General features: G+C 48.6%; 18 protein-coding genes and 1 pseudogene. 12 read left to right on the top strand and 7 right to left on the bottom strand.

The window, feature by feature from the left end:
• Both ACQRBJ_RS08675 and ACQRBJ_RS08670 read right to left on the bottom strand, forming a co-directional pair.
• Positions 1 to 213 (bottom strand): annotated as a pseudogene (locus ACQRBJ_RS08675) (DNA-binding protein); the annotation flags it as partial.
• Between the two features lie 583 nt (positions 214 to 796).
• Positions 797 to 1,018 carry a hypothetical protein gene (locus tag ACQRBJ_RS08670; RefSeq protein WP_445303357.1) on the bottom strand — a complete coding sequence of 74 codons (222 nt, stop codon included), beginning with the start codon at positions 1,016 to 1,018 and terminating at the stop codon, positions 797 to 799.
• Between the two features lie 364 nt (positions 1,019 to 1,382).
• Between ACQRBJ_RS08670 and ACQRBJ_RS08665 the strand changes: the two genes are divergently transcribed.
• The 11 genes from ACQRBJ_RS08665 (at position 1,383) to ACQRBJ_RS08615 (ending at position 13,592) form a co-directional block, all read left to right on the top strand.
• Positions 1,383 to 1,676, top strand: a complete 294-nt coding sequence (locus ACQRBJ_RS08665) for a hypothetical protein (RefSeq protein ID WP_445303356.1) — start codon at positions 1,383 to 1,385, stop codon at positions 1,674 to 1,676.
• A 6-nt stretch (positions 1,677 to 1,682) separates the two neighbouring features.
• A complete protein-coding gene (locus tag ACQRBJ_RS08660; RefSeq protein ID WP_445303355.1) occupies positions 1,683 to 3,191 on the top strand; it encodes an N-6 DNA methylase in 1,509 nt (502 codons plus the stop codon).
• A gap of 3 nt (positions 3,192 to 3,194) precedes the next feature.
• Positions 3,195 to 3,461, top strand: a complete 267-nt coding sequence (locus ACQRBJ_RS08655; RefSeq protein ID WP_427879372.1) for a hypothetical protein — start codon at positions 3,195 to 3,197, stop codon at positions 3,459 to 3,461.
• 1 nt (position 3,462) lies between these two features.
• Positions 3,463 to 4,617 (top strand): restriction endonuclease subunit S, encoded by a 1,155-nt coding sequence (locus ACQRBJ_RS08650; RefSeq protein ID WP_445303354.1) that lies wholly within the window; start codon positions 3,463 to 3,465, stop codon positions 4,615 to 4,617.
• Between the two features lie 50 nt (positions 4,618 to 4,667).
• Positions 4,668 to 7,712, top strand: a complete 3,045-nt coding sequence (locus ACQRBJ_RS08645; RefSeq protein ID WP_445303353.1) for a type I restriction endonuclease subunit R — start codon at positions 4,668 to 4,670, stop codon at positions 7,710 to 7,712.
• Positions 7,713 to 7,978: 266 nt separating this feature from the next.
• Positions 7,979 to 9,094, top strand: a complete 1,116-nt coding sequence (locus ACQRBJ_RS08640; protein ID WP_295346566.1) for a hypothetical protein — start codon at positions 7,979 to 7,981, stop codon at positions 9,092 to 9,094.
• Positions 9,095 to 9,277: 183 nt separating this feature from the next.
• On the top strand, positions 9,278 to 9,556 hold the full coding sequence (locus ACQRBJ_RS08635; RefSeq protein WP_445303352.1) for a hypothetical protein: 279 nt from the start codon (positions 9,278 to 9,280) through the stop codon (positions 9,554 to 9,556).
• 112 nt (positions 9,557 to 9,668) lie between these two features.
• Complete coding sequence (locus ACQRBJ_RS08630) at positions 9,669 to 10,058, top strand: hypothetical protein (RefSeq protein ID WP_445303351.1); 390 nt, start codon at positions 9,669 to 9,671, stop codon at positions 10,056 to 10,058.
• A gap of 11 nt (positions 10,059 to 10,069) precedes the next feature.
• Positions 10,070 to 12,601: a DUF3987 domain-containing protein gene (locus tag ACQRBJ_RS08625; protein ID WP_445303350.1), complete on the top strand. Its 2,532-nt coding sequence runs from the start codon at positions 10,070 to 10,072 to the stop codon at positions 12,599 to 12,601.
• A gap of 119 nt (positions 12,602 to 12,720) precedes the next feature.
• Positions 12,721 to 13,173, top strand: a complete 453-nt coding sequence (locus tag ACQRBJ_RS08620) for a hypothetical protein (RefSeq protein ID WP_445303349.1) — start codon at positions 12,721 to 12,723, stop codon at positions 13,171 to 13,173.
• Between the two features lie 14 nt (positions 13,174 to 13,187).
• Positions 13,188 to 13,592 carry an N-acetylmuramoyl-L-alanine amidase gene (locus ACQRBJ_RS08615; RefSeq protein WP_337946521.1) on the top strand — a complete coding sequence of 135 codons (405 nt, stop codon included), beginning with the start codon at positions 13,188 to 13,190 and terminating at the stop codon, positions 13,590 to 13,592.
• 107 nt (positions 13,593 to 13,699) lie between these two features.
• Here ACQRBJ_RS08615 and mnmE read toward each other — a convergent pair whose 3' ends face one another.
• Together mnmE and ACQRBJ_RS08605 are read right to left on the bottom strand one after the other, a co-directional pair.
• On the bottom strand, positions 13,700 to 15,103 hold the full coding sequence (gene mnmE, locus ACQRBJ_RS08610; protein ID WP_445303348.1) for a tRNA uridine-5-carboxymethylaminomethyl(34) synthesis GTPase MnmE: 1,404 nt from the start codon (positions 15,101 to 15,103) through the stop codon (positions 13,700 to 13,702).
• A gap of 580 nt (positions 15,104 to 15,683) precedes the next feature.
• Entirely contained in the window at positions 15,684 to 16,556 is an 873-nt protein-coding gene (locus ACQRBJ_RS08605) for a nucleoside phosphorylase (RefSeq protein ID WP_441937881.1), read from the bottom strand.
• Between the two features lie 209 nt (positions 16,557 to 16,765).
• Here ACQRBJ_RS08605 and ACQRBJ_RS08600 point away from each other — a divergent pair, with 209 nt between their 5' ends.
• Positions 16,766 to 18,046: a serpin family protein gene (locus ACQRBJ_RS08600; RefSeq protein WP_445303347.1), complete on the top strand. Its 1,281-nt coding sequence runs from the start codon at positions 16,766 to 16,768 to the stop codon at positions 18,044 to 18,046.
• A 107-nt stretch (positions 18,047 to 18,153) separates the two neighbouring features.
• Here ACQRBJ_RS08600 and ACQRBJ_RS08595 read toward each other — a convergent pair whose 3' ends face one another.
• The 3 genes from ACQRBJ_RS08595 to ACQRBJ_RS08585 are packed head-to-tail and all read right to left on the bottom strand — an operon-like array spanning position 18,154 to position 22,420.
• A complete protein-coding gene (locus ACQRBJ_RS08595; protein WP_445303346.1) occupies positions 18,154 to 19,800 on the bottom strand; it encodes a tetratricopeptide repeat protein in 1,647 nt (548 codons plus the stop codon).
• A gap of 5 nt (positions 19,801 to 19,805) precedes the next feature.
• Positions 19,806 to 21,473 carry a DNA repair protein RecN gene (recN, locus tag ACQRBJ_RS08590; protein ID WP_441932306.1) on the bottom strand — a complete coding sequence of 556 codons (1,668 nt, stop codon included), beginning with the start codon at positions 21,471 to 21,473 and terminating at the stop codon, positions 19,806 to 19,808.
• A gap of 44 nt (positions 21,474 to 21,517) precedes the next feature.
• Entirely contained in the window at positions 21,518 to 22,420 is a 903-nt protein-coding gene (locus tag ACQRBJ_RS08585; protein ID WP_228117768.1) for a type IX secretion system protein PorD, read from the bottom strand.
• Position 22,421: the final 1 nt, after the last annotated feature.

Below are 22,421 nucleotides of genomic sequence, written 5' to 3'. Positions count from 1 at the left end.
AGAGGTGATGTGCTTGGCAAACTTCTCGATGGTCATGATGTCGGTGTACTGCGATACGGCGAAGGCGTTCTGCTTCTCGGTCTTCACGAGGTCGAGGTCTGCCTTCTCAGGCTCCTTGCCCTCCTTCTTCGCCTGGTTGATGCGTGACTTTGCCTGGTTGATTGCCAGAAGATTTGCGTTCACGCTACGCATTACGATGCTGTAATTAATCATAGTCGTTTGTGTTAAAAGGTTCATTTTTGCAACTCCCCGGAAGCCCCGTTTCCTGTCCTTTTCGGGGTCGTCATTGATGACCGGCGCCTGCCATCATTTATCCCCCGCCTCGGTCGTAAGAGATGCCCGTTTTCAGGCACCTAAGGCGTTTCCTTCGATTGCTGGTGCAAAGATACAACATTTTTGCCCCGATTGCAAGCTTTTACCCCAACTTTCTTTGCAGGAAATGATATAAGTAGCTGTAACACAATGGGTTCTATTGAGATTTCATGCAAAGTTTCTTGCAGCAATGTTGTGAAGAGGCTGAATGACAGATGAAAATACCAGCAGAGCAACAAAAAGTGTCATTAAGGGTCAGTGTCATTAAGGGTCATTAAGAAAATCCGCTTCGGTCATTAAGAGCTATAGTAAATATAAATATATATTTATATTATACTATAGATGACATTTTCTCTCCCGAAAACCTTAATGACCCTTAATGACATGACCCTTAATGACCCCCAAAGGTTAAGGATTAAGAGGTGTTTTTATTACTGAGAACCACCTTGTAAACAGTTGATTATAAACGTATTGAAGTTTTTTCTTATATATTCTTGTCTTGTTTATCCTGCATTTTTTCTCTCAGGATATTCTGAAATTTCGTCCACTTTTCCCATCCCTTTCTGTATATTCTTTTTACTTTTCCTACAGAAATGAGGGTAGAAAATGTGCATTTCTGCCCCATAACTGCATTTTTACCCTTCTTATTTTTGCCTTCAAAAGGAGTAAAAACTGCCCTCAAAGCCACTTTTTCTGCTCTCCTCATCACTTTCCCGTTAAATAACGTGATAAAATTAGGTGGTTTCGAAAAGTTTTATTAACTTTGCCTTCAATATCGGGCAAATGACATTGCTCCGTATGAATTAAAGACTTTAAAAGTAAGATAAGTATGGGTATAAAATTACATAACAGCTTGATTATCAGCATTTTAGGGGGGGGGTAATTCTGGAGAATCAGAATTAGCTTCAAGTCATGCTGCACTTATCAGAGGGCGACTATTATCGTATTTTTATGCGATGGTAGCCGCCCTTTTCGTGTTTTCATTTTTCTCTTGTTCCAGTGATGAAGAGACCGAAAAATCCACTTTTTTCGATTATAAAACTGCATTTACAGCCCATGAATGGGAACTTTTGAAGGCTGAAGGTCGCCTTGGAGCCTTGAAAATAGACATCAAGGAGGCTCCCACCTATTGCCGATTCACCACAGACAGCGTTTATTTCACTGAAAAGGAAATGGTTTACCACTTCGATGAAGGGGGCAAATTAGTGCACGGTGAATATGAAATCAGTCCTTGTGGAAGCTACCCTTACACCATCAAGGACGATGAAATCAAGATAGAAAATCAGATATTTACAATAACCAGCACAGACAGTTCCTACGTTTTCAGCAACGCAGACTGGCGACTTGTGCTCATTAATAAATAAACAATCATGGCTAAGAAACAAGATACCATCAGCATTGGTTTTGAAGAGAAAATATGGAAGGCTGCCGATATTCTGAGAGGCAACCTCAGCGCTTCGCAATACGAAGGCGTGGTGCTCGGACTCATCTTTCTGAAATACATCAGCGACCGCTTCGAACAGAAGTTCCAGGAGCTGCAGGGCGACGAATACGCCGACCCGGAAGATAAGGACGAATACACCGCCGAGAACATCTTCTTCGTGCCTGCTGAAGCCCGATGGAGCAAGATTAGTGCTGCTGCCCACACACCGGAAATAGGCGTGGTAATAGATGAAGCGCTTACTGCCATTGAGCGTGAAAACGAAAGACTGAAGGGCATTCTGCCTAAGAATTTCGCCCGTCCGGAGCTGGACAAGCGCCGTCTGGGCGATGTGGTAGATCTCTTTACGAACATAGAAATGCACGATGCTGGCGAGGAGAAAGACCTGCTGGGCAGAACCTACGAATACTGTCTGCAGCAGTTTGCCAGCCTGGAGGGCAAGAATGGTGGCGAGTTCTATACGCCTTCCTGCATTGTCCGCACGCTGGTAGAGATTCTGGAGCCTTACGAGGGAAGAGTTTATGACCCTTGCTGCGGAAGCGGCGGTATGTTTGTACAGAGCGCCAAGTTTATCGAGCGCCACAAGGGAAACCTGCGCAAAATCAGCATCTATGGTCAGGAGGCAAACCCTGATACGTGGAAGATGGCGCACATGAACCTTGCCATCCGTGGCTTGGATGCGAACCTGGGCAATGTCTTTGCTGACACTTTCTATGATGACCAACACCCTACGCTGAAGGCAGATTTCATTCTTGCCAATCCTCCTTTCAATCTCAGCGACTGGGGACAGAGTGCGCTTCAGGAAGATGTGCGCTGGCTGTATGGTTTGCCACCTGCTGGCAACGCCAACTTTGCGTGGATGCAGCACATGATTCACCATCTGGCTCCAAACGGAAAGATTGGTTTGGTGCTGGCGAATGGTGCGCTTTCGAGTCAGAGTGGCGGCGAGGGACAGATTCGCCAAGCCATCATCGAAGCCGACCTGATAGAGGGCATCGTGGCTTTGCCTTCGCAGCTATTCTACAGTACGGGTATTCCTGTAAGTCTTTGGTTTATCAGCCGCAACAAGGCGCAGAAGGGCAAGACCGTATTTATCGACGCCCGCAATCTGGGCACGATGGTTACCCGCAAGCTTCGTGAGCTGATGCCTGATACGGATATTAAGAAAATCTCTGACACCTTCCATGCTTTCCAGCAGGGAACTCTGGAGGATGAAAAGGGCTTCTGTGCCGTATGCACCACCGAGCAGATTGCTGCTCAGGACTTCATCCTGACTCCTGGCAGATACGTAGGAATCGCCGAAGACGAAGGCGACGGAGTGCCTTTCGAGGAGAAAATGACGAATCTCACCGGAGAGCTGAAGCAGCTGTTTGAGGAAAGCAAGAAGCAGGAAGTGGAAATCAGATTGCAGTTGAAGAAAATTGGATGGGAGGTGTAAAGTATGGAGTTTTTAAATGAATATTCTGGGCTTTTCTCTTTGTTGGCTGTAGTGGCTTCTATAGTCTCTATCGTGGTTTCTGTTATAATTTATCGTAAGCAGAAGAAAGACCAAGAAAATTTCTATCAAAAGCAACAAAACGATCTTCTTCAAGATTTGAGGGATGAGTATGAGGCTATAGAAAGCACCTCTATGTTTCCGATGAGTCTTCCAGAGAGGGGGTACTATGGCAGAAAGAGTTTTTTGGAAAAGAAATTAGGGAGGAAATAGTATGGAGTGGAAAGAAGTTACTCTTGGAGAAATAGGAACTATCGTTGGTGGAGCAACTCCATCAACTAAAAACACATCATTCTATGATGGAAATATTCCATGGCTTACACCAAAAGATTTATCTGTTAATAGCAATAAGTATATTCTTAGGGGTGAAAGAAATATAACAGAGGCAGGCTTTAAAAGCTGCTCGTGTAAGATGCTACCCAAAGGGAGTGTTTTGTTTTCATCACGTGCGCCTATTGGTTATGTAGCTATAGTAGCCAACGATATGTGTACTAATCAAGGCTTTAAAAGCGTAATCCCTAATGAAGAAACTGATAGTGAGTTTCTGTATTATCTTTTAAAATATAATAAGGATAACATTGCCTCACAAGGGTCAGGAACAACTTTTGCAGAAGTTTCCGGTAAAACCATGAAAGAAATTGAGGTGATGGTGCCAAAAGAGACAGAAGACCAGCGCCGCATAGCTTCCATCCTTTCTTCTCTCGACCGGAAGATAGAGTTGAACAACAAGATCAATGCTGATTTGGAGGAGATGGCGCAGGCTATTTTCAAGAATTGGTTCGTTGACTTTGAGCCTTTCAAGAATGGTAAGTTCGTGGATAGTGAATTGGGAATGATTCCGGAAGGATGGAAAGTAGGAACGCTTGGGGAGCTATGCAATTTTAAGCGAGGCAAAAACTTGCTTACAAAGAATGCTATTGATGAAGGTGTTCCTGTTGTTGCAGGAGGTTTGGAACCTTCTTGCTATCATAATGTAGCGAACACTGGAGCACCTGTAATTACAGTAAGTGGTTCTGGAGCAAATGCGGGTTTCATGAGAATGTATCATGTTCCTGTCTGGGCATCAGACTGTTCATTTATAGATATTTCGTGTGAGAATTTCTATTTTGTGTATTGCTTTTTAAAGGTGAACTCTAAATTATTAAAGCATGCGCAAACAGGTGCTGTTCAACCTCATGTAAAGCCATCGGATATTCATGACTTTGAATTGGCTATCCCTGATAAGGAAAGCATATATGATTTTCAAGATAAGGTAAAACCTTTCTTTGATAAAATTGCTTCAATTCAGAAAGAGAACTCCCGCCTCTCCCTTCTCCGCGACACCCTTCTCCCTCGCTTAATGTCAGGCGAGCTGGAAGTCCCGGAATAAGAAAAGCTACGAAAGAAAATAACGAGAAAGAAAATTAAAAATATAACATTATGGCAGACGACAAGAAATTCACCGAAGACGCATACGAGCAAACGCTCATTGCCCTGTTCCGCGACGAACTCGGCTATGCGTACGAATGTGGCTACGAGGTGGAGCGCAACTATAAGGAGCCCTTCTATCGTGCCGATTTGGTCGCCTCGATGCGACGGCTTAATCCTCAACTGCCAGCCGATGCAATGGATGAAGGAATCAAGCAAATAACCAACATCAGCATCGGTACTTTAGAACAGAACAACGAGCAGTTTACACTCTGGATGCAAAACGGTCTGGAGGTGGGATTCCTGCAAGATGGCGAAGAACGAACAGCCCTGATGAGGCTCATCGACTTCGACCATCCCGAAAGAAACCTCTTCAAGGTGGTGAACCAGTGGCGGGTAGAAGAGTATAAGAACAAGCGCTGCGATATGGTGGTGATGGTCAACGGATTGCCCCTCGTGGTGGTGGAGCTGAAAAGCGCCATCTCTGAAGACGCATCCATCGAAGATGCCTACAAACAGATCAGAAACTATCAGCAGGACGTTCCAAGCCTCTTCAGCTACAACGCCTTCAACGTTATCAGCGACATGAGCGAGACCCGTGCCGGAACCATCACAGCCAAGCTGGAACGCTACATGGAATGGAAGACCGTGGACGGCTCATACGAGTCAACCCTCTTTGCCGACTATCGCACCTTCTTCCTCGGCATGTTCCAGCAGCAGCGACTGCTCGACATTCTGCAGAACTTCATCTGCTTCGACAAGAACCAGGGCAAATACGCCAAGATTCTTACCGCCTACCACCAGTATTACGCCGTGGGCAAAGCCCTGCAGCGCACCCGTACCGCCGTGGAAGGCAACGGAAAAATCGGCGTGTTCTGGCACACGCAGGGTTCGGGCAAGAGCCTCTCCATGGTGTTCTACGCCCACCAGCTGGTGCAACGGTTGCCCGAAGTGACCATCGTGGTGGTAACCGACCGCAAGGACCTCGACAACCAGCTCTTCGGTCAGTTCTGCCGCTGCCAGGACTTCCTTCGTCAGGAACCACAGAACGCCCAGAGCCGTGAAGACCTGGGCAATCTGCTCCGCAACCGAAAGAGTGGGGGAATCATCTTCACCACCATTCAGAAGTTTGAAGAAGGCGACTCGGCACTCTCCACCCGCCGCAACATCATCGTGATGACCGATGAGGCGCACCGCTCGCAATACGGCGAAGAGCACTGGGACAACAAGAGTCTGACGATGAAGAAGGGATTCAGCCAGAAGATGAGAGAAGCCCTGCCAGGTGCGTCATTTATCGGCTTCACCGGAACGCCTATCAGCGACCGCGACAGAGACACGGAGGAAGTGTTCGGCAACTACATCGACGTTTACGACATGAGTCAGGCGGTGGATGATGGAGCCACCCGTCCGGTCTATTACGAGAGCCGTGTGGTGAACCTGAACCTCGATGAAGACACGATGAAGCTGCTGAACGATGAGTTCGACAACCTGGCCGATGAGGGAGCCACCGAGGAGCAGATCAGGCAGGCGAAGCAGGAGCACAGCCGGCTGGAAGTACTCCTGGGCGAAGACGCCACCATCGACACGCTGGTAAGGGACATCATCCAGCACTACGAGCAGAACCGTGCGCAGGAACTCACCGGCAAGGCAATGATCGTGGCGCTGACCCGAACCATCGCCATCAAAATCTACCGCAAGATGCTGGAGCTTCGCCCCCAGTGGACGGAGAAGGTAAAGGTGGTGATGAGCGGTTCGAACCAGGACCCCGAAGACTGGCAGCCGATTATCGGCAACGAAGCCTACAAGAAGGAACTGGCAAGAAAATTCAAGGACAACGACGATGAGATGAAAATCGCCATCGTAAGAGACATGTGGCTCACGGGCTTCGATGTTCCGTCGCTCGCCACCATGTACGTATATAAGCCGATGAGCGGTCATAATCTGATGCAGGCAATAGCCCGAGTGAACCGTGTGTTCCCGGGCAAGGAAGGCGGACTGATAGTGGATTACGTAGGCATTGCGCAGGCGCTGAAGAGTGCCATGCAGCAGTACACCAACCGTGACCGCCGCCGCTTCGGAGACCCCGACATCGCCAAGACCGCCCTGGTGAAATGGAAGGAAGAGATGGAAATCTGCCGAGACCAGCTTCATGGTTTCGACTATTCCGGCTTCTTCGAACAGGACAATACGAAGCGTGCCTTCGCCATTACGAGCGGAGCCAACTTCCTGAGTTCTCCAGCCATGATTCAGCGCAAGAAGAATTTCATGGAGCACAGCAATCTGCTTCACAACGCCACCACGCTCTGCCGTTCGCTCCTGAATGAGCAGCAGAAGGCAGAGGTGTGCTACATGGATGCGCTGCGCGTGATGATGCTCAAACTCTCGCAGAAGGGCAAGATCAGCCGACATGAAATCAACGAGCGTATCGGTGAGCTGCTCCGTCAGAGCGTGAAGACCGACGGAGTAATCAATCTCTTCGGCGACCGCCAGATAGAGTTCTCGCTCTTCGACGACGCCTTCATCCATGAGGTGAAGAACATGAAGGAGCGCAACCTGGCGGTGGAACTGCTCACCAAACTGATGAAAGAGAAAATCAAGCAGCAGCAGAAGACCAACGTGGTTCAGAGCGACCTCTTCTCCGACATGCTCAGCCAGAGTCTCTCCAACTATCTGAAGGGCTTGCTCACCAACGAGGAAGTGATAGAGGAACTGTTGAAGATGGCTCAGCAGATGAAGCAGGCAGAGGCAGAGGGCAACGACCTGGGACTTTCGCCCGAGGAGAAGGCATTCTATGATGCGCTCTCCACGCCGGAAGGAGTGCGCCAGGCTTACTCTGACGAGGAGTTCGTGGCGCTGACCAGGGAACTGACGGAAGTCTTGCACCGCAACCGCACCATCGACTGGAACCGGAAGGAATCGGCAAGGGCAAAGATGCGAGTGATGGTGAAGCGACTGCTCAAGAAATACAAGTATCCACCTGAGGGTGCAAAGAAGGCGCTGGAGACCGTGATGCGCCAATGCGACCACTGGGCGGATGATGAAGAAAATGTAGCATAAACCCTTTAAAATTTGAAATAAGAAACAGAAAGAAAACAGAAAGTAATCATAAAAAGATAGACGCTGATTATCTGGCACTTCTACAGTATTAAGAACCTGCAAATTCACAAATTCAGTAAGAAGACGGTGACAGCAAGGCGTCCACTCCTCTACGGCGTGGGCAGAACTTGTTTGTACCTTACTGAAGGTTCTTGCAGGTACCTTAATACTGGTACTTACAGGGAACCCCACGCCGCTTATTAATAACAATTCAAACCTATAAAATCATGGACGACGAACAAGAAGTGCAATTAAACAAGCTAGAAGATCTAGTTGATCGCTTCAAAGTTTGCTTCCGCCTTTTAGGAAAAGAAGAAGACGAAAACAACAATGAGGACATAATAGCTGCTTGGAAGCTAATCTTGCGCAATGATGTAAGAAAGATTTTCGATTTACTAAATTCACTAAAGATAGAAATAGCATGGTCTTTGTTGGATGATAAGAAGGAGAGATTCTATAAGATTAAAACAGAATTAGAACCTACGCTTACCTCCTATAAGGGCTATGAAGGCGAAGAAATGCGCAAAATGGTCAATGACATCATCCTTATGGTTGATGAGGGATTTCATGGCTTCAGACAATCCTTCATCAATGACACCTATTATGAGGATCTGTTCTCCAAGGTACTGGACAAGTACCGTAAGGAGAATGAAGAGAGACTGGAACTGATCTATATGCAGGACAGTCAGGAAGAAGCACTCATCTATCCTGATGCCACCCAACTGAAGAACACCATTGTCGTAGAACGGGCTAATATCCTTTTCGGTTGCCGATTCGGACAGGTATTTCACAACAATGGCAGGAACATCAAACTGATTGTAGCTTACATTCTGGAACAGAAAGAACAGACCTACAACGACATTTATGATTTCCTCGATAAGTATCTTTCTTATCAAATTGCCAAGGAGCATTGCCAAAAGAAGGTTGAAGCCGTATTCAAGAACATCGCATTCAAGGAGAATGTGGATGTAGACAAGCTGATGCTTAAACTTAAAGACTTAATAGAAGACAATACCCTCAGCGCACAGAAACATTGGTTCATCGCCTATAAGGTTTTCTCCCGAAAGAATTGGTTGAAGAAGTCAACACAGCGTCTTTTCATTGATCAGATCAATTCTGCTTTCAGCACAAGATTGAGATGTTCAGCTTATGATTTTCATGAGATTGATGAATATTTCAAGAAAAATGACTATACGAAATGGACGCTTGATGACAGCAAAGCACCACAATGCTGTGTAGTGTATAAAGAGATTGCTGACAAGCTAGACTTAGAGTTTCTGGACGTCAAATATGCTAAGCCAGGAAAGGTCATCAATACACGAAAGATAGAAAAGTTAAGATAGTATCCCCCAAGGGTATCCCCTAAAATTTCAAAGTATATCCCCCACATCCCCCAAACGGATTCGTGAGGGATTTTTTTTGTCCTTTTGTTTGGAAATCATTGTACTTTTGCATCGTCGAAGAAACAAGAAAGCTCAGTAATTTTACAAGGAGATCTTGAAACACCTTCGTACATTTATTATATTATGAATGCTCAGATTATGAGAGTGGTGCAGCAGGGCGAGGCTTTCGCTGTACAGAGTCAGAAGAGTGAGAACGGCCAGATGATGAAATGCAACATCATCCTCCAGGAGATGGGCGGCAAGTACGAGAACCAGTATGCTGCGGCAATGCTCGGCAACATTGCCCTGTGCAAGTTTGCTCCGGGAACATTGGTGGCGGTTACGCTCCGATTCACGACCCGTGAGTACAATGGTCAGGTTTACCAGGACATCCTGGTTACGGACATCGTGAAACTTGGCTAGTAACTAATCTTGAATTGAAATAGGTGGCGTGAGAAATGTCCCGGGATAATTTGCGCAAACTAAAACTTACGACACTTCTTTCGTTCAACCTAATTTTTAATTCAAGAAGATTATGAAAAAGACGGTTAATGTACAGAATAATCAGATGAACGGCTGCCAGCACGTGCAGCTGGGTGGTGTGGCTTTCTATGACGAAGGCAAGTGTTTCATGTTTTCACCAGAAAACGAAGGGGTGAGAAACAAGGTGGAGGGGTTCCGCTCGCCGGGCATTGCCCAGCAGTTGACGGACGGTACTTTCGACTTCATGGCGAAACCAAGAATCCGCTCGCAGGCGGAACTGATCAGAAAGCTGGCTCACGGACGTGTGAGCAAGACCAAGGACGGAGCTATCCAGCTCACCCTGAAGGTGTTTTGCGACGAGGGAATCAATATCGGAAGCACTCTGGTAAAGGAGGCAGAAGAGGCTGCTGATGCGGTTGTGGATTATCAATTGAAACGATAAGGAAAAGATAGATGAGTTGTTATTTAATTAAGGTGGAGAATGGGCACAAGGTTGCCCACTCCATCACTACGGAAGAGGAGTACAAGCTGCTGCGTGGAAGCAACGAGCAGAAGGCGAATCTTCGTCTGGCTCGAGCCGGAAACGATGCAGCGAAACGTAGACTGGTGCAGTTTAATTATTCCGGACATTATCCGCAAGGGGTGGTGAAGGGAACGAAACTGCCAAGCTGTGCTTTCGGGTTTGATATGGATGAGCCGGAGGCATTCGCCAAGGCTGCCAAGCTGCTGCTGAAGGAACCGGAGAAGTTCGGACTGCTGATGCTGGAGAGGAGTGCAAGACAGGGCGGTCATGCGGTGTTCAAGCGAGAAAAGGGCAAGACTATTCTTGAGAACCAGGTACGCATCTCCACGATGCTGGAGTGCGAAATGGATACTTCGGCGCATGACATCAACCGTGTCTATTTCACTACTTCATCGGATGGAGAAGACCTGCTCTTCCTTTCTCCTCGTCTCTTTCAGGATGCTTATGACGAGGCTGCCGTGGCTGCTGAAGGCAAGCTGCTGGAAGAGAGGGAAAGATTCGGACAGGAAGAGCTTCCGGAGGGTGCGCACAAGGCGAATAAACATTACAAGCCTTGGCTCGAAGAGATCAAGAAGATCCAGAATCCTCAGGGGATTTTAAAAGGTCAAGAATTTGAGAATTCGAGAAACTCTTCCCAGGGGATTTTAAAGAGTCAAGAATTTCAGAATTTGAGAAACTCTGCTCCTTCCTCTTCTCCTTCATCCAGCTCTGCGGATTACCTCGGAATCCCTTATTCTGAAATCATCCGGAAGTGGTGGCAGATGTATAATGACGGACGAGAACCGGTACGTTCCAACCGCAATACGCTGACTTTTGAGCTTGCCGTGAACCTGCGCCACATCTGCGGTTTTGACGGTAATCTGATGGGACAGATCATTCCCTGCTACGATGGATTTTCAGAGCAGGAGAAGATGGCTTGCATCAACTCGGCATTGAACGAGAAAATCACGCAAATGCCTAAGCGACTGAAGGATGTGCTTTCCGTAATCAGACAGGAGAGAATGAAACAGGGCGCTGTTAGTGGTGGTTCTGTTGCAGGCTATGAGGGGCAGGAGAACGCAACGGACGAAGTCAACGTGAAGGACGAAATGTTCTATTTCAACTCCCTGCCCAAAATGCCGCAGGGAGTCAAGGAATCGGTTGACGCAGTAGGACCAGCCCTGGCAATGCCAGTGATTTCTGCCATCTGTCCTGCCATCGGAATGCTTGCCACAGGAGTCAAGGTGGCTGTTCACGGCAAGATGAACTCGCTGAACCTCATCTCCTACATCGCCGGTGACTTTGCATCCGGAAAGGGAAGCATCGACCCGGTGATTGGCGCATGGACTTCAGAAGTGAAGGAAATGGACAAAATGTACCAGCAAAAGGAGGACGAATGGAGAGCCAAGAAGCGTGCGGCGAAGAACAAGAAGGAGCAGCCGGAAGAGCCGAAACTTCCTGTAAGATGTCTGACGCTGAACAATACTGTGGCAAATCTTGCCGAGCGTCTGGCTAACACCGAGGGCAAGCACGCCTTCTCGTTCACACCGGAAGCTGACACCGTGGCGCAGAAGTGGAAATCTGCCATGAGCGATTTTTCCGTGATGCTGCGTCAGGCATACGACGGTACGAGCTACGAACGAGAGGCAAGAAGTGCAGATGCGGTAAACGTCCATATCGAACGACTGTTATGGAACGTGGTGATGTGCGGAACGCCTGATGCCCTCTATCGAGTGGTAAGCAATTATACGGATGGTTTTCAGAGTCGTATTGTCGTGGCTCGTACACCGGACAACACCTTCACTCCGCTGTCAGAGAATCTCTACATTCTTACTGAGCGCCAGCGTGACCGCATCATTCAGATTGCCCATCTGCTGCCGCTGATGTCGGGCGAGGTTGTGCTGCCGAAGCTGGAGGAGAAAGGTAGAAGATGGCTGGAACAGATCAGACTGGAGACAATGAAAAATGACGACAAGGTGAAGGCTCGCCAGCGTTTCAGAATCTGTCCTACAACGATGAGAATGATGACATGCATCATGCTCTGCAAGGTGGCAGAATCGCTGATTCAGAAGCATGGTTTCCAGGGCGCAGAGACGCAGTTGAAGCAGAATCCGCAGTTGTGGAAGGAACTGATAGTGAAGATGCAGACGCCTACCATGCTTGCTGTCTTCGACACCCTGGCTGATTATCAGCTGGAGAATGCGCTCTATTTCTTCCGCAGCCGCATCGAGGATGCTTTCTCGTCGAAGAACTATTCCGGACAGTCGCCATACGACCGTTCACGACGTGGAAGAAACGACTCTATTTTCGAGCGGCTGGACGTTACTTTCACCTTTGAACAGGCTGAGCAACAGAGTGTTGCCGTAAAGGGTGCAAGTTCTACACGCGAATCGGTAAAACAAATGCTGAAGAACTGGAAGCGTCAGGGCTTGATAAGCGTTTTGCCTGACAAACGCTATCAGAAAGCATCATCTACCGTCTAATCGGTGTCATTAAGGGTCAAGGTCATTAAGGGTCATTAAGGTTTTTCAATTCAACCTTATCCTTAATGGCCACCCCTTAGATTCAATTATCAATTATTAATTATAAATTGTTAATTATCATGAACATCAGTATATTTCGCCGTCGTTTCACTAAATGGGGATGGGATGGCTCACTGTTTATCAACGGAATTTTTTTCTGCGGCACTTTGGAGAACTGCAGGAGTCGTCTGGCGCAAGGTACATATAAGATTGCACTTCTACCGGTTTATAATCAAGGGAAAGGTTCTTACAGTATCATGCCTGTAATACTGAAAGAAACAAGCCGTATTCCGAAGTCCGTTATCCGCAAGCCTGTCATCATGCCTGGAAATGGTCCCTATACCTTAAAATATGGCAGTATCATCATCGGTAAGTCTCAGATTACAGGTCTTGTGGCTCATTCCGAACAATGCTACATGTTTTTCCGTAATAAGATAGACGAGGCATTGGAGAACGGGGAGGAAATCTCCCTGGTCATCAGAAACTGGGGCGTTGAGGATATTCCTCTTAAGTATTTATCACTATTCCAATAAAAATCAAGATTATCATGCGTAAGATTAAGGAAATCATCATTCATTGCAGTGCGACCAAGGAAGGTCGCAACTTTACCGTTGCCGACATCGACCGCTGGCACCGTGAGCGTGGCTTTTTCTGCATCGGTTATCATTTCGTGATTTATCGTGACGGCAGCATCCACGTGGGCAGATCAGTGGAGGAAGTTGGCGCCCACTGTAAGGGACACAACACCGTGAGCATCGGAGTATGCTACATCGGCGGGCTTTCCAAGGATGGCAAGCCGAAGGACACCCGAACCTCCGAGCAGAAGGCGGCGCTGAAAGCGCTCATAGAACAGCTGAAGGAGGAATATCCCGAGGCGACAGTTCATGGCCACAACGAGTTCGCCGCCAAGGATTGCCCTTGCTTTGATGTGAAGGAGGAGTTTGGGGAGTAAAAATAAAAAGCCCTGTAAGGAGCAAAAGCATCGGTATTTTAAAGCTTTTGCCCTTACAGGGCGTATTGCCTGAATGTAGGTTCAATTCTAGAGCGTATTGCAGCAAATTACTTTCCGATGCAGAAGTGCTTGAAGATATTGTTCAATGTCTCCTGGCTACTTATCTGTCCGCCAGTGATTTCGCCCAGCTCCTCCAATACCATCTTGAGGTCTTCGGCAATGATGTCGCCGCTCATTCCCATTTCCATCGACTCCAATACTCGGGAGAGGGAATCATGGGCACGGATGAGGGCTTCGTAGTGGCGGGCACTCGTTATGATGACGTCGTTCTCGGTAATCTCAGGAATATCAGCAGCTTTTACTAATGCCTGCTCCAGGGATGAAACGTTCTCGCCTGTGCGGGCACTGATGAAGAGTGGGGATTCTGCTTCGCTGGAATCTGAACCGCAGGAATGAGTGAACTTATCGAATTCAAGCTTTTCATCCTCCAGCAAATCCATCTTATTGAATACTACCAGCAGCTTCTTGCCCTGGTTCTTCTGCTTCATCTCCTCGATTTCTGAGACTGACGGCTGCTCATCTAATAGCCAGATTACTATCTTCGCCTCTTCCATCTTCTGGAAAGTGCGCTCTATTCCGATGTTTTCTACCACATCATCCGTCTTGCGGATTCCTGCCGTATCTATGAAGCGGAAGGTGATTCCGCCGATGAGGGTGGTGTCTTCGATTACATCTCGGGTGGTTCCGTGAATGTCGCTCACGATTGCCTTCTCCTCGTGGAGCAGACGGTTGAGCAGGGTGCTCTTGCCCACATTCGTCTTGCCTACGATGGCTACGGCTACTCCCTGCTTCAGGGCGTTGCCGGTTTCGAAGGAGTGGGCGAGGGTGGTAATCTTGTGGTTGATTTCTTCGGCTAGTGCCTGGAGTTCGCTGCGGTCGGCAAACTCCAGTTCTTCGTGGTCGCTGAAGTCGAGCTCCAACTCCAGGAGCGAAGTCATCTTTAATAATTTTTCGCGCAGCAGGGAGAGTTCGTTGCTGAAATGACCCTTCAGTTGGCTGAGCGCCATCTTGTGGGTTGCCTTGTTGGTAGAGGCGATGAGATCAGCTACGGCTTCTGCCTGGGAGAGGTCCATCTTGCCGTTGAGATAGGCACGACGGGTGTATTCGCCCGGTTCTGCCTGGCGACATCCTACCTCCGTAAAGCGATGGAGGACCTGCTGAAGAATGTACCGGCTGCCATGACAGGAAATCTCGGTGGAGTTCTCGCCTGTATAACTGTGGGGTGCACGGAACACGCTCACCAGTACATCATCGATGGTGTTGCCATCCTTATCCTTGATTTCGCCATAATGCAGAGTGTAGGGCTTGGCTTCTTCCAGGGATTTGCCGTTGGCAGACTGGAAGATTTTGTCGGTGAGGGTAATGGCGTCGGAGCCACTGAGTCGGATGATTCCGATGGCGCCTCCAGCTGGGGTTGCCAGGGCGCAGATACATTCTTCTTGATTCTTCATTCTTTCTTGTTTATTTTAAACTGAACTTTCGCATATGGGGAAGTTAAGTGAAGTTAGGGAAGTTAGAAGGAAGTTAAGGGACAAATGTCCTACGTTTTACGCTAGAAGACTATTGTCCCTTAACTTCCCGAACGACCGTAGGGAGTGATAACTTCTTTAACTTCAATCAATTCCCTCACTTGCGAAACTTGAATTTTAAAGCTTTTGCCCTTTCAGGGCGACAGAGTTGTTTGCTGTTTCAACCCAGGGCGTTGCCCTGTGCTAGGAGCTTCTGCCCCTTCAGGGCGTATTGCTGCAATGAGTTTTTTGCCTTTCAGGGCATTAGCGTCCCACCGGATTTGCAATCCGGCGTTTAAAAATATCCTAACCTATTTAGGTTCTGCGGATTTGTAATCCGCAGCAAAGGAGTATGCTTTCCTTTTGTTGGGGGATTACAAATCCCCAGGGTTTTAATAGGTCGAACTTTTTTTTACGGCGGATTTCAAATCTGCCGGGACGCCTAGCGGGGGTTCGAGAGCTTTTGCTCTTTATCTTTCCTTCGGGCGGTGACCGTTGGTTCAGGGCGTATTGCTGCAATGAACTAGATTCTATCGAGCACAACCTTGATGAGATTGTCGATGGTGCTCTTATAGCCTGTGTTGGCACTGAGGGCTCGACGATTGGCGATGACCATGCAGCAGGTTAATGCCTTGTGGCCGAGGAGGAGAGAAAGACCGGCAAGGGCTGAACTCTCCATCTCGAAGTTGTTGACGCGCAAGCCTTTATACTCGAATTCCTCAATCTTTGCGTTAAGCTCCGGGTCGGCGAGTGGGGCACGGAGCTCTCTGCCCTGAGGACCGTAGAAACCGCCGCAGGCGATGGTGATTCCGCGAACCATGTCGTCGCCGGCAATCTGATTGAGCAGCTCCGGGTCGTTGTCTACGCAGTATGGATTTCCTATCTGGTCGTTCCACTTCACCTGGCGCTTGAACTCTGCCTCGGTCTCGAGGTCGCAGATTTCATTGCGGCGGGCATAGAAGTTGATGAGTCCGTCGAAACCGATGCTCTTCTGTGAAGCGACGAAGGTTCCGGCAGGACAGTTGAGCTGCAAGCCTCCACAGGTTCCGATGCGTACGAGGGTGAGGGTGGTGTGCTCCGGTTTTTCGGTGCGGGTAGCGAAGTCGATGTTTTTCAGTGCATCCAGCTCGTTGACCACGATATCGATATTGTCGCATCCGATTCCGGTGCTCTGTACGGTGATTCTCTTGCCTTTATATGTTCCGGTGATGGCGTGGAATTCGCGGCTTGAAACCTCGCATTCCTTCTCCTCGAAATGGGATGCTACGAGAGCTACGCGACCTGGGTCGCCTACGAGAATTACTTTATCCGCCACCTGTTCCGGGCGTAAATGGAGGTGGAAGCAACTTCCATCTTCATTGATGATCAATTCTGATTCTGCAAAATATTTGCTCATAATTTCAATTGTTTTGATTGTTAGTAACTGTTTCTTTCCTTTATGTAAAATGCAAAGATAGTATTATTTTCTGGAATGTGCAAAGGTTTTTACGGTTTTTAAACTATTATTTTTGAGAAATATTAAGAAGAGTTAAAATAAAGAAGAGAGATGCAAGGATTTCCCGACTGCTGCATTTTACTAGCAGACGAAATTTAAAAGAAGAGATTATGAAAAAGAATAACATGATGAAGTCTGCCGTGCTGATGATGCTGGCAGCTATGGCTATCAACTCTTGCTCTACAAGCAAAAACGTGAATAAGGAAATCAAGGACGGGAACCAGGTGGCTCGCCCTAGCGAAGATATGGATATGGACGAACAATATCTGACTCTCTCGGATGCTCAGCTCGACATTCTGCAGAAGAACAACAAGTTTGCCTTCAACCTCTTCCAGAAGGTTTCGGGAATGGACTCGAAGGTGGTTTCGCCTATGAGCGTTTCCTATCTCATGGGTATGTTGGCAAACGGTGCTGACGGTGAAACCCAGCAGGAAATCATGAAGGCGATTGGCTGCGAAGGGGTGAGCGTGAAGGAACTGAACGAACTGTATAAGTCGCTGATCAAGAGCGCTGGAAAGCTGGACAGACAGACCGACGTGAACATCGCTAACTACGTGGCTGTCAACAAGAAATATCAGTTGGATAAAGATTTCGTGAAGGCTGTTTCTGACAATTATCAGGCTGGAATCGAGAGCCTCGACTTCAATTCACAGAAGTCAGCTGACCGCATCAACTCCTGGTGCGAGAAGCAGACAAAGGGAATGATTCCGAAGTTCATCGACCGCATGGAGCCTAGTGCAGTTTCCTATCTGCTGAACGCCATTTACTTCAAGGGCACCTGGATGAAGGAGTTTGACAAGAATGACACGAAGCTGGAGTATTTCCGTGGTTATACGCGCGATATCCAGAAGGTGGAGATGATGCATCAGAATGAGAAATTCGACTATTATGAGAATGAAACCTTCAAGGCGGTGCAGCTGCTCTACGGCAACGGAACCTACTGCATGACCGTCATGCTGCCTAACGAGGGCAAGAGCATCGACGAGATGATGAAGGGTATGGATGCAGGAAAATTCAGGACAATGATGGGAAATATGGAGGAGTGCAAGGTAGACTTGAAATTGCCTAAGTTTACCACAGAAATAGAATTGCCGCTCAACGACATCATCAGTCAGCTGGGTGCGCCATCTATCTTCAACCCGTCGAAGGCAGATTTCAGCCGTTTCGCCAAGGGCGATTTCTTCGTGAGCCAGATGCTGCAGAAGGCTAAGATAGAGGTGAGCGAAACGGGAACCAAGGCTGCTGCCGTTACCGGAGCCATCATGCTTACAGCCCTGGCGCCAAGAGAAGAGCGCCATGTGGTTTTCCATGCTGACTGTCCGTTCGTCTATACGATTACTGACAGACAGAGCGGTAGCATCCTCTTCATGGGACAGTTTACGGGAAAATAAAATAAGAAAATTACACGAGAAATAAATATAGTTGAAGGGGGAAAAGCTCATTTCTAAATCCAGAGCTTTTCCCCTATTTTCTTATTCTTTTCGTAAAAACTTGCTTGCTATTTTATCTTTTCCAGATATCCGGCAGCTCGCTTATCGCCCAGTTCTTCTGCCTTTTTCAGATTCTTGATGGCTTCTGCCTTCATGTTCTTCTCCTTATAGAGCAGACCGAGGAGGAGGTAACCGTCAGCATATTCAGGGGCTAACTCAATGCAGCGGGATGCGGCACTGATTCCCTCATCATAACGCTTTACTCGCAAATCCAGACTTGCCCACTCGGCAAAGAAGGTTGGCTCCTTTGGCGCAAGATAGCAGGTTCGGGCAATGTCTAACAGCGCCGGCTGCCACATTCTCAGCTTGGTTTCGCACTGATAGCGGGCATAGAAGAAGGCTGGATCTACCGGGCGCGCAATGCTGTCGTACATGTTGAAGTCCTGAACGGCACGGCGATACTGCCCCTTGCCTGCCAGATATTGACCACGAGCCAGATAGTATGGACCCGCCATGTTGGTGCGGGCTCCCACGCTGACGGCACTGTCGAGCAGCATTTCAATCTCAGAATCAGGAGCTTTCAGCCTTGTCTTTGCCTGCGCAGCCTCCAGATAGAGCTCACCGCTATTGATAGGAGTCTTGGTCAGGTCGAGGAAGATATTGGCTGCATCTGCATAATCGCCCTTAGTGAAGAGGATTCGGGCTTCCTGATGCTTGTAGACCGGCTGAGCCTTGATGGCGTAAGCCTGGCGAGCCTCGTCAAGCGCCTTGTCCAGTGTCCAGGCTGTATAAACGGAATCGCCCTTATAGATTATCTTCTGATAGATGATGTCAGAATAATCCGAATGAGCCTCATCCTTGGCAGCAGACTTCTTAATGCCGGTTTCCATCATTCGGGCAGCCTCTTCATACTTGCTGTCGTTCACCAGGCTGAGCGCCTTTTCCTTATATCCGAAGGCAGATGTAGGGAATTTCTCGATGAATTCGTCAGCATACTTGTCATAATCCTGCATTTTCAGCTGACCCTTCTTCAGGGTCATCATGGTCATGGCTTCCTCCTCTGTATCAGGCAGGGCTGTGCGGATGGAAGTCTCTCTCAGGGCGGCATCGAGCGATGAAAGACCGGAAACTTTCAGCTGACTGGCGTAGTTGGCGTCAATCGCTGTGGTCTGACCGTTGCTGTGCATCAGTCCTATCACCTGTCCGTTCTTGTTGACGAAAGGACAGCCTACCGCATTCTCAGGAACTCCCGTAGAGAAGATGTAGTAGTTGTAGGATGTAAGGAATTTCTCTACACTCGTGATGCTTTCCTGCTGGAATGGCGACTTCTTGATAGAGTAGGGAACGAGCCACACTTTCTGTCCGGCTTCCGTCTCCTTTGCAGCGATGGTAGCCGCAGCCGTATTCGCCTTGATTCTGAATTTGGCAACATCATAAAGCTCATCAGCTCCCATGATGGCGTCAACTTCATACGATTTTCCCGTGGCATCGACCACGCTGGCCTTGGTGGCTCCTACGAAAGGCTTGAAAGTACTGATGGCAGTACCCTTGTTATCAATAAACACTCCCTGTGTAGATGATATGATGGCGCCGTCCTTATTGAATGTAGTCAAGGTGAAGACGCTTTTGGCAACCTTCTGTACAGAGCCAGGTTGCGCAAGGACACTCGATGCTCCCAGCATCAGAGTCAAAATTATTATATTGATTCTTTTCATATCTATTATTTGGCATGTTTGTTTATCAGCTCCCTGGCATTAGCCAGTGCCGCCTGGCTGATGTCGCTTCCGCTGAGCATCTGGGCGATTTCTTCCACCCTCTGTTCAGGAGTCAGTTCCCGCATCTGCGAGATGGTTCCGGTCTGGGTTTCCTCCTTCATCACCTTATAATGATGGCTGCCCATGGCTGCTATCTGAGGCAGGTGGGTGATGGAGATGACCTGACGGTTCAGGTTGCCCATCTCGGTCATGATTTCTGCCATCTTCTCGGCAATCTTTCCGCTGACTCCCGTATCGATTTCGTCGAAGATGATGGTTGGCAGTTTGACAGCGCCGCTGATCATCGCCTTGAGCGAGAGCATCACGCGGGCTATTTCGCCACCGGACGCTACCTGGCTGATAGGCTGGAGAGGGGTGCTGCGGTTGGCGCTGAAGAGGAAGCTTACCTTGTCAGCACCGTCCCTGCTGAGCGGTTTCTCGGCAAATTCTATCTCGAACCGGACGTTAGGAATACCGAGCGGGATGAGACGGTTCTTCATCTCCGTCTCGATTGCCTTGGCGGCTTTCTTGCGCAGATTCGTCAGTGCATAGGCTGCCGACAATGCCTTAAGCTGCTTGTCGGTTACTTCCTTCTGCATGAGCCTGATGTCCTCATCGCCATTGTCGATATGGTCAAGCTGCTGAGTCAGACGTTCGCGGGTTTCGATGAGTTCCTCTACGGTCTCTACATGGAATTTCTGCAGCAATGCGTTGAGCTTATCCAGTCGGGAATTGAGCTGTTCCAGGCGGGCTGGGTCGAAATCTATCCGGTCCAGGCTTCGGCCGATTTCCTGCGCAATGTCCTTCAGTTCGATGTAGCTGGAATCCAGGCGGTCGGAAAGTTCAGCCACTTCGGGGTAGACCTCCCTGATGTCGCTGATGCTGTTGCTGGCATTGCGCAGCAGCTGCAGGATGCTTCCCTCATCGCCCGAAAGCGAATGGTCGGCTTCGTAGAGAGCTGATTTGATTTCTTCCGAATGGTTCAGGGTCGCTGATTCCTGCTCCAGTTGCTCAAGTTCGCCTGCTTCCAGATGCGCCTCGTCGAGTTCCTTATACTGGAATCGCATGAACTCCTCGTTCTCACGGTTTCTGTTGAGTTCCTGTTCCAGCCGTTCCAACTCAGCCTGGGCTGAGCGATATTGCTGATAGGCAGCCTGGTAGGTCTTGATCTGAGCTGCGTCCTTAGCCAGGATGTCTACCACGTTGAGCTGGAAATCTTCCTTCTGCAGCAGCAGGTTCTGATGCTGCGAATGAATGTCCACCAGCTGTTCGCCCAGTTCTCTCATCTTGGTCAGGGGAACCGGAGTGTCATTGATGAAAGCCCTGCTCTTGCCGGCACTGGTCAGTTCACGGCGGATGATGGTGTCTTCTGCATCAAAATCGATGTCGTTGTCGTCGAAGAAACCCTTCATGTCGTATCTGGAGAGGTCGAAATGAGCCTCAATCACGCAACGGTCCTTGCCCGACTTGATGGCCTTGCTGTCGGCACGGTTGCCCAGCAGCAGGCCGATGGCTCCGAGGATGATGCTTTTGCCTGCACCCGTTTCGCCAGTGATGACAGAGAAGCCTGGATGTAGTCTTATATCCAGTTCGTCTATGAGCGTAAAGTTTCTAATATACAGTTGCTTGAGCATAATTCATTAAATCTTTTTTCTAACCCTGGCAGAAAGCCGGGGCTTTATTCCTTTATCTTGTCCCAGAAAGCGCTTTGAGACGGGTTGATGCTGAAGAGAAGTTCGTAGATGGCTTCCTTCTCCTTCTGGGTTCCATGACCCTTGTAGATGTTGGCAAGCTCATCCTTCTTGTAATCAGTCCATATCTGCGGCAGCAGACTTAGCGGACGGTTTTCCCTCGCCTTTCGGAGAAGGGTGGTAAGAGCCGTAGTAATCTCGCCCCGGCCTCGTTCCACGTTGCTTGCCATTTCGTCCAGCCCCTTGCGGTAATAATCATACTGCAGCTGGCGGTAGGGTTCCATGGCGCCGTCCAGATAATCGGAGATGATGGCAAAGCGGTTCTTGGAATCGGCAAATGCCTTCCATCCCGGATAATCGAGGTTCTGGGCGTTGTTGGCAAGGTTCATGCATCTTTGAAGCACATCTTCGCCACCCTTGGGCGCAAACGTGTCGAGGTCGAGACCTATGATGAGATAGGCATAATAGGCGCAGAGAGCCGTCAGCTGATTGTCTATCTGCTGCTCGTTGAACTCCAGCTGGTCGAACTCGGCAAACTTGAACGTGAAGTTCTGGTCCACATTATTATATATGGTGGTGGTGTAGGCCGAATTATAGACCGGTCGGTTAGCCTGGATAAGCGCCTTGCATGTAAACATGTTTGCATCTTTATCATACTTGCTTACCGTAATGTTGAAATTACAGACGATGCGCTCTTTCCTGGCAAACTGCAGATGGGTCCATTGGCGGTCGTTGAGAAACTGCTCCAGGGTCTGCTGCAGGTTTTCGAAGACGCTCTTGTCCGTGCCCGAAATCTGGGCGTGGTTGATCGTGACCTTGGCCTGGAGCTCCTGCGCAGAAACTGTCTGTACGGTACAGAACAGAATCCATACCATACAGACAGCTTTCATC

Source organism: Prevotella sp. SGI.167 (assembly GCF_050313615.1).
Lineage (GTDB): Bacteria > Bacteroidota > Bacteroidia > Bacteroidales > Bacteroidaceae > Prevotella.
The sequence above is the reverse complement of the archived record's forward strand: the minus strand, read 5'-3'. Positions and strand labels throughout refer to the sequence as shown.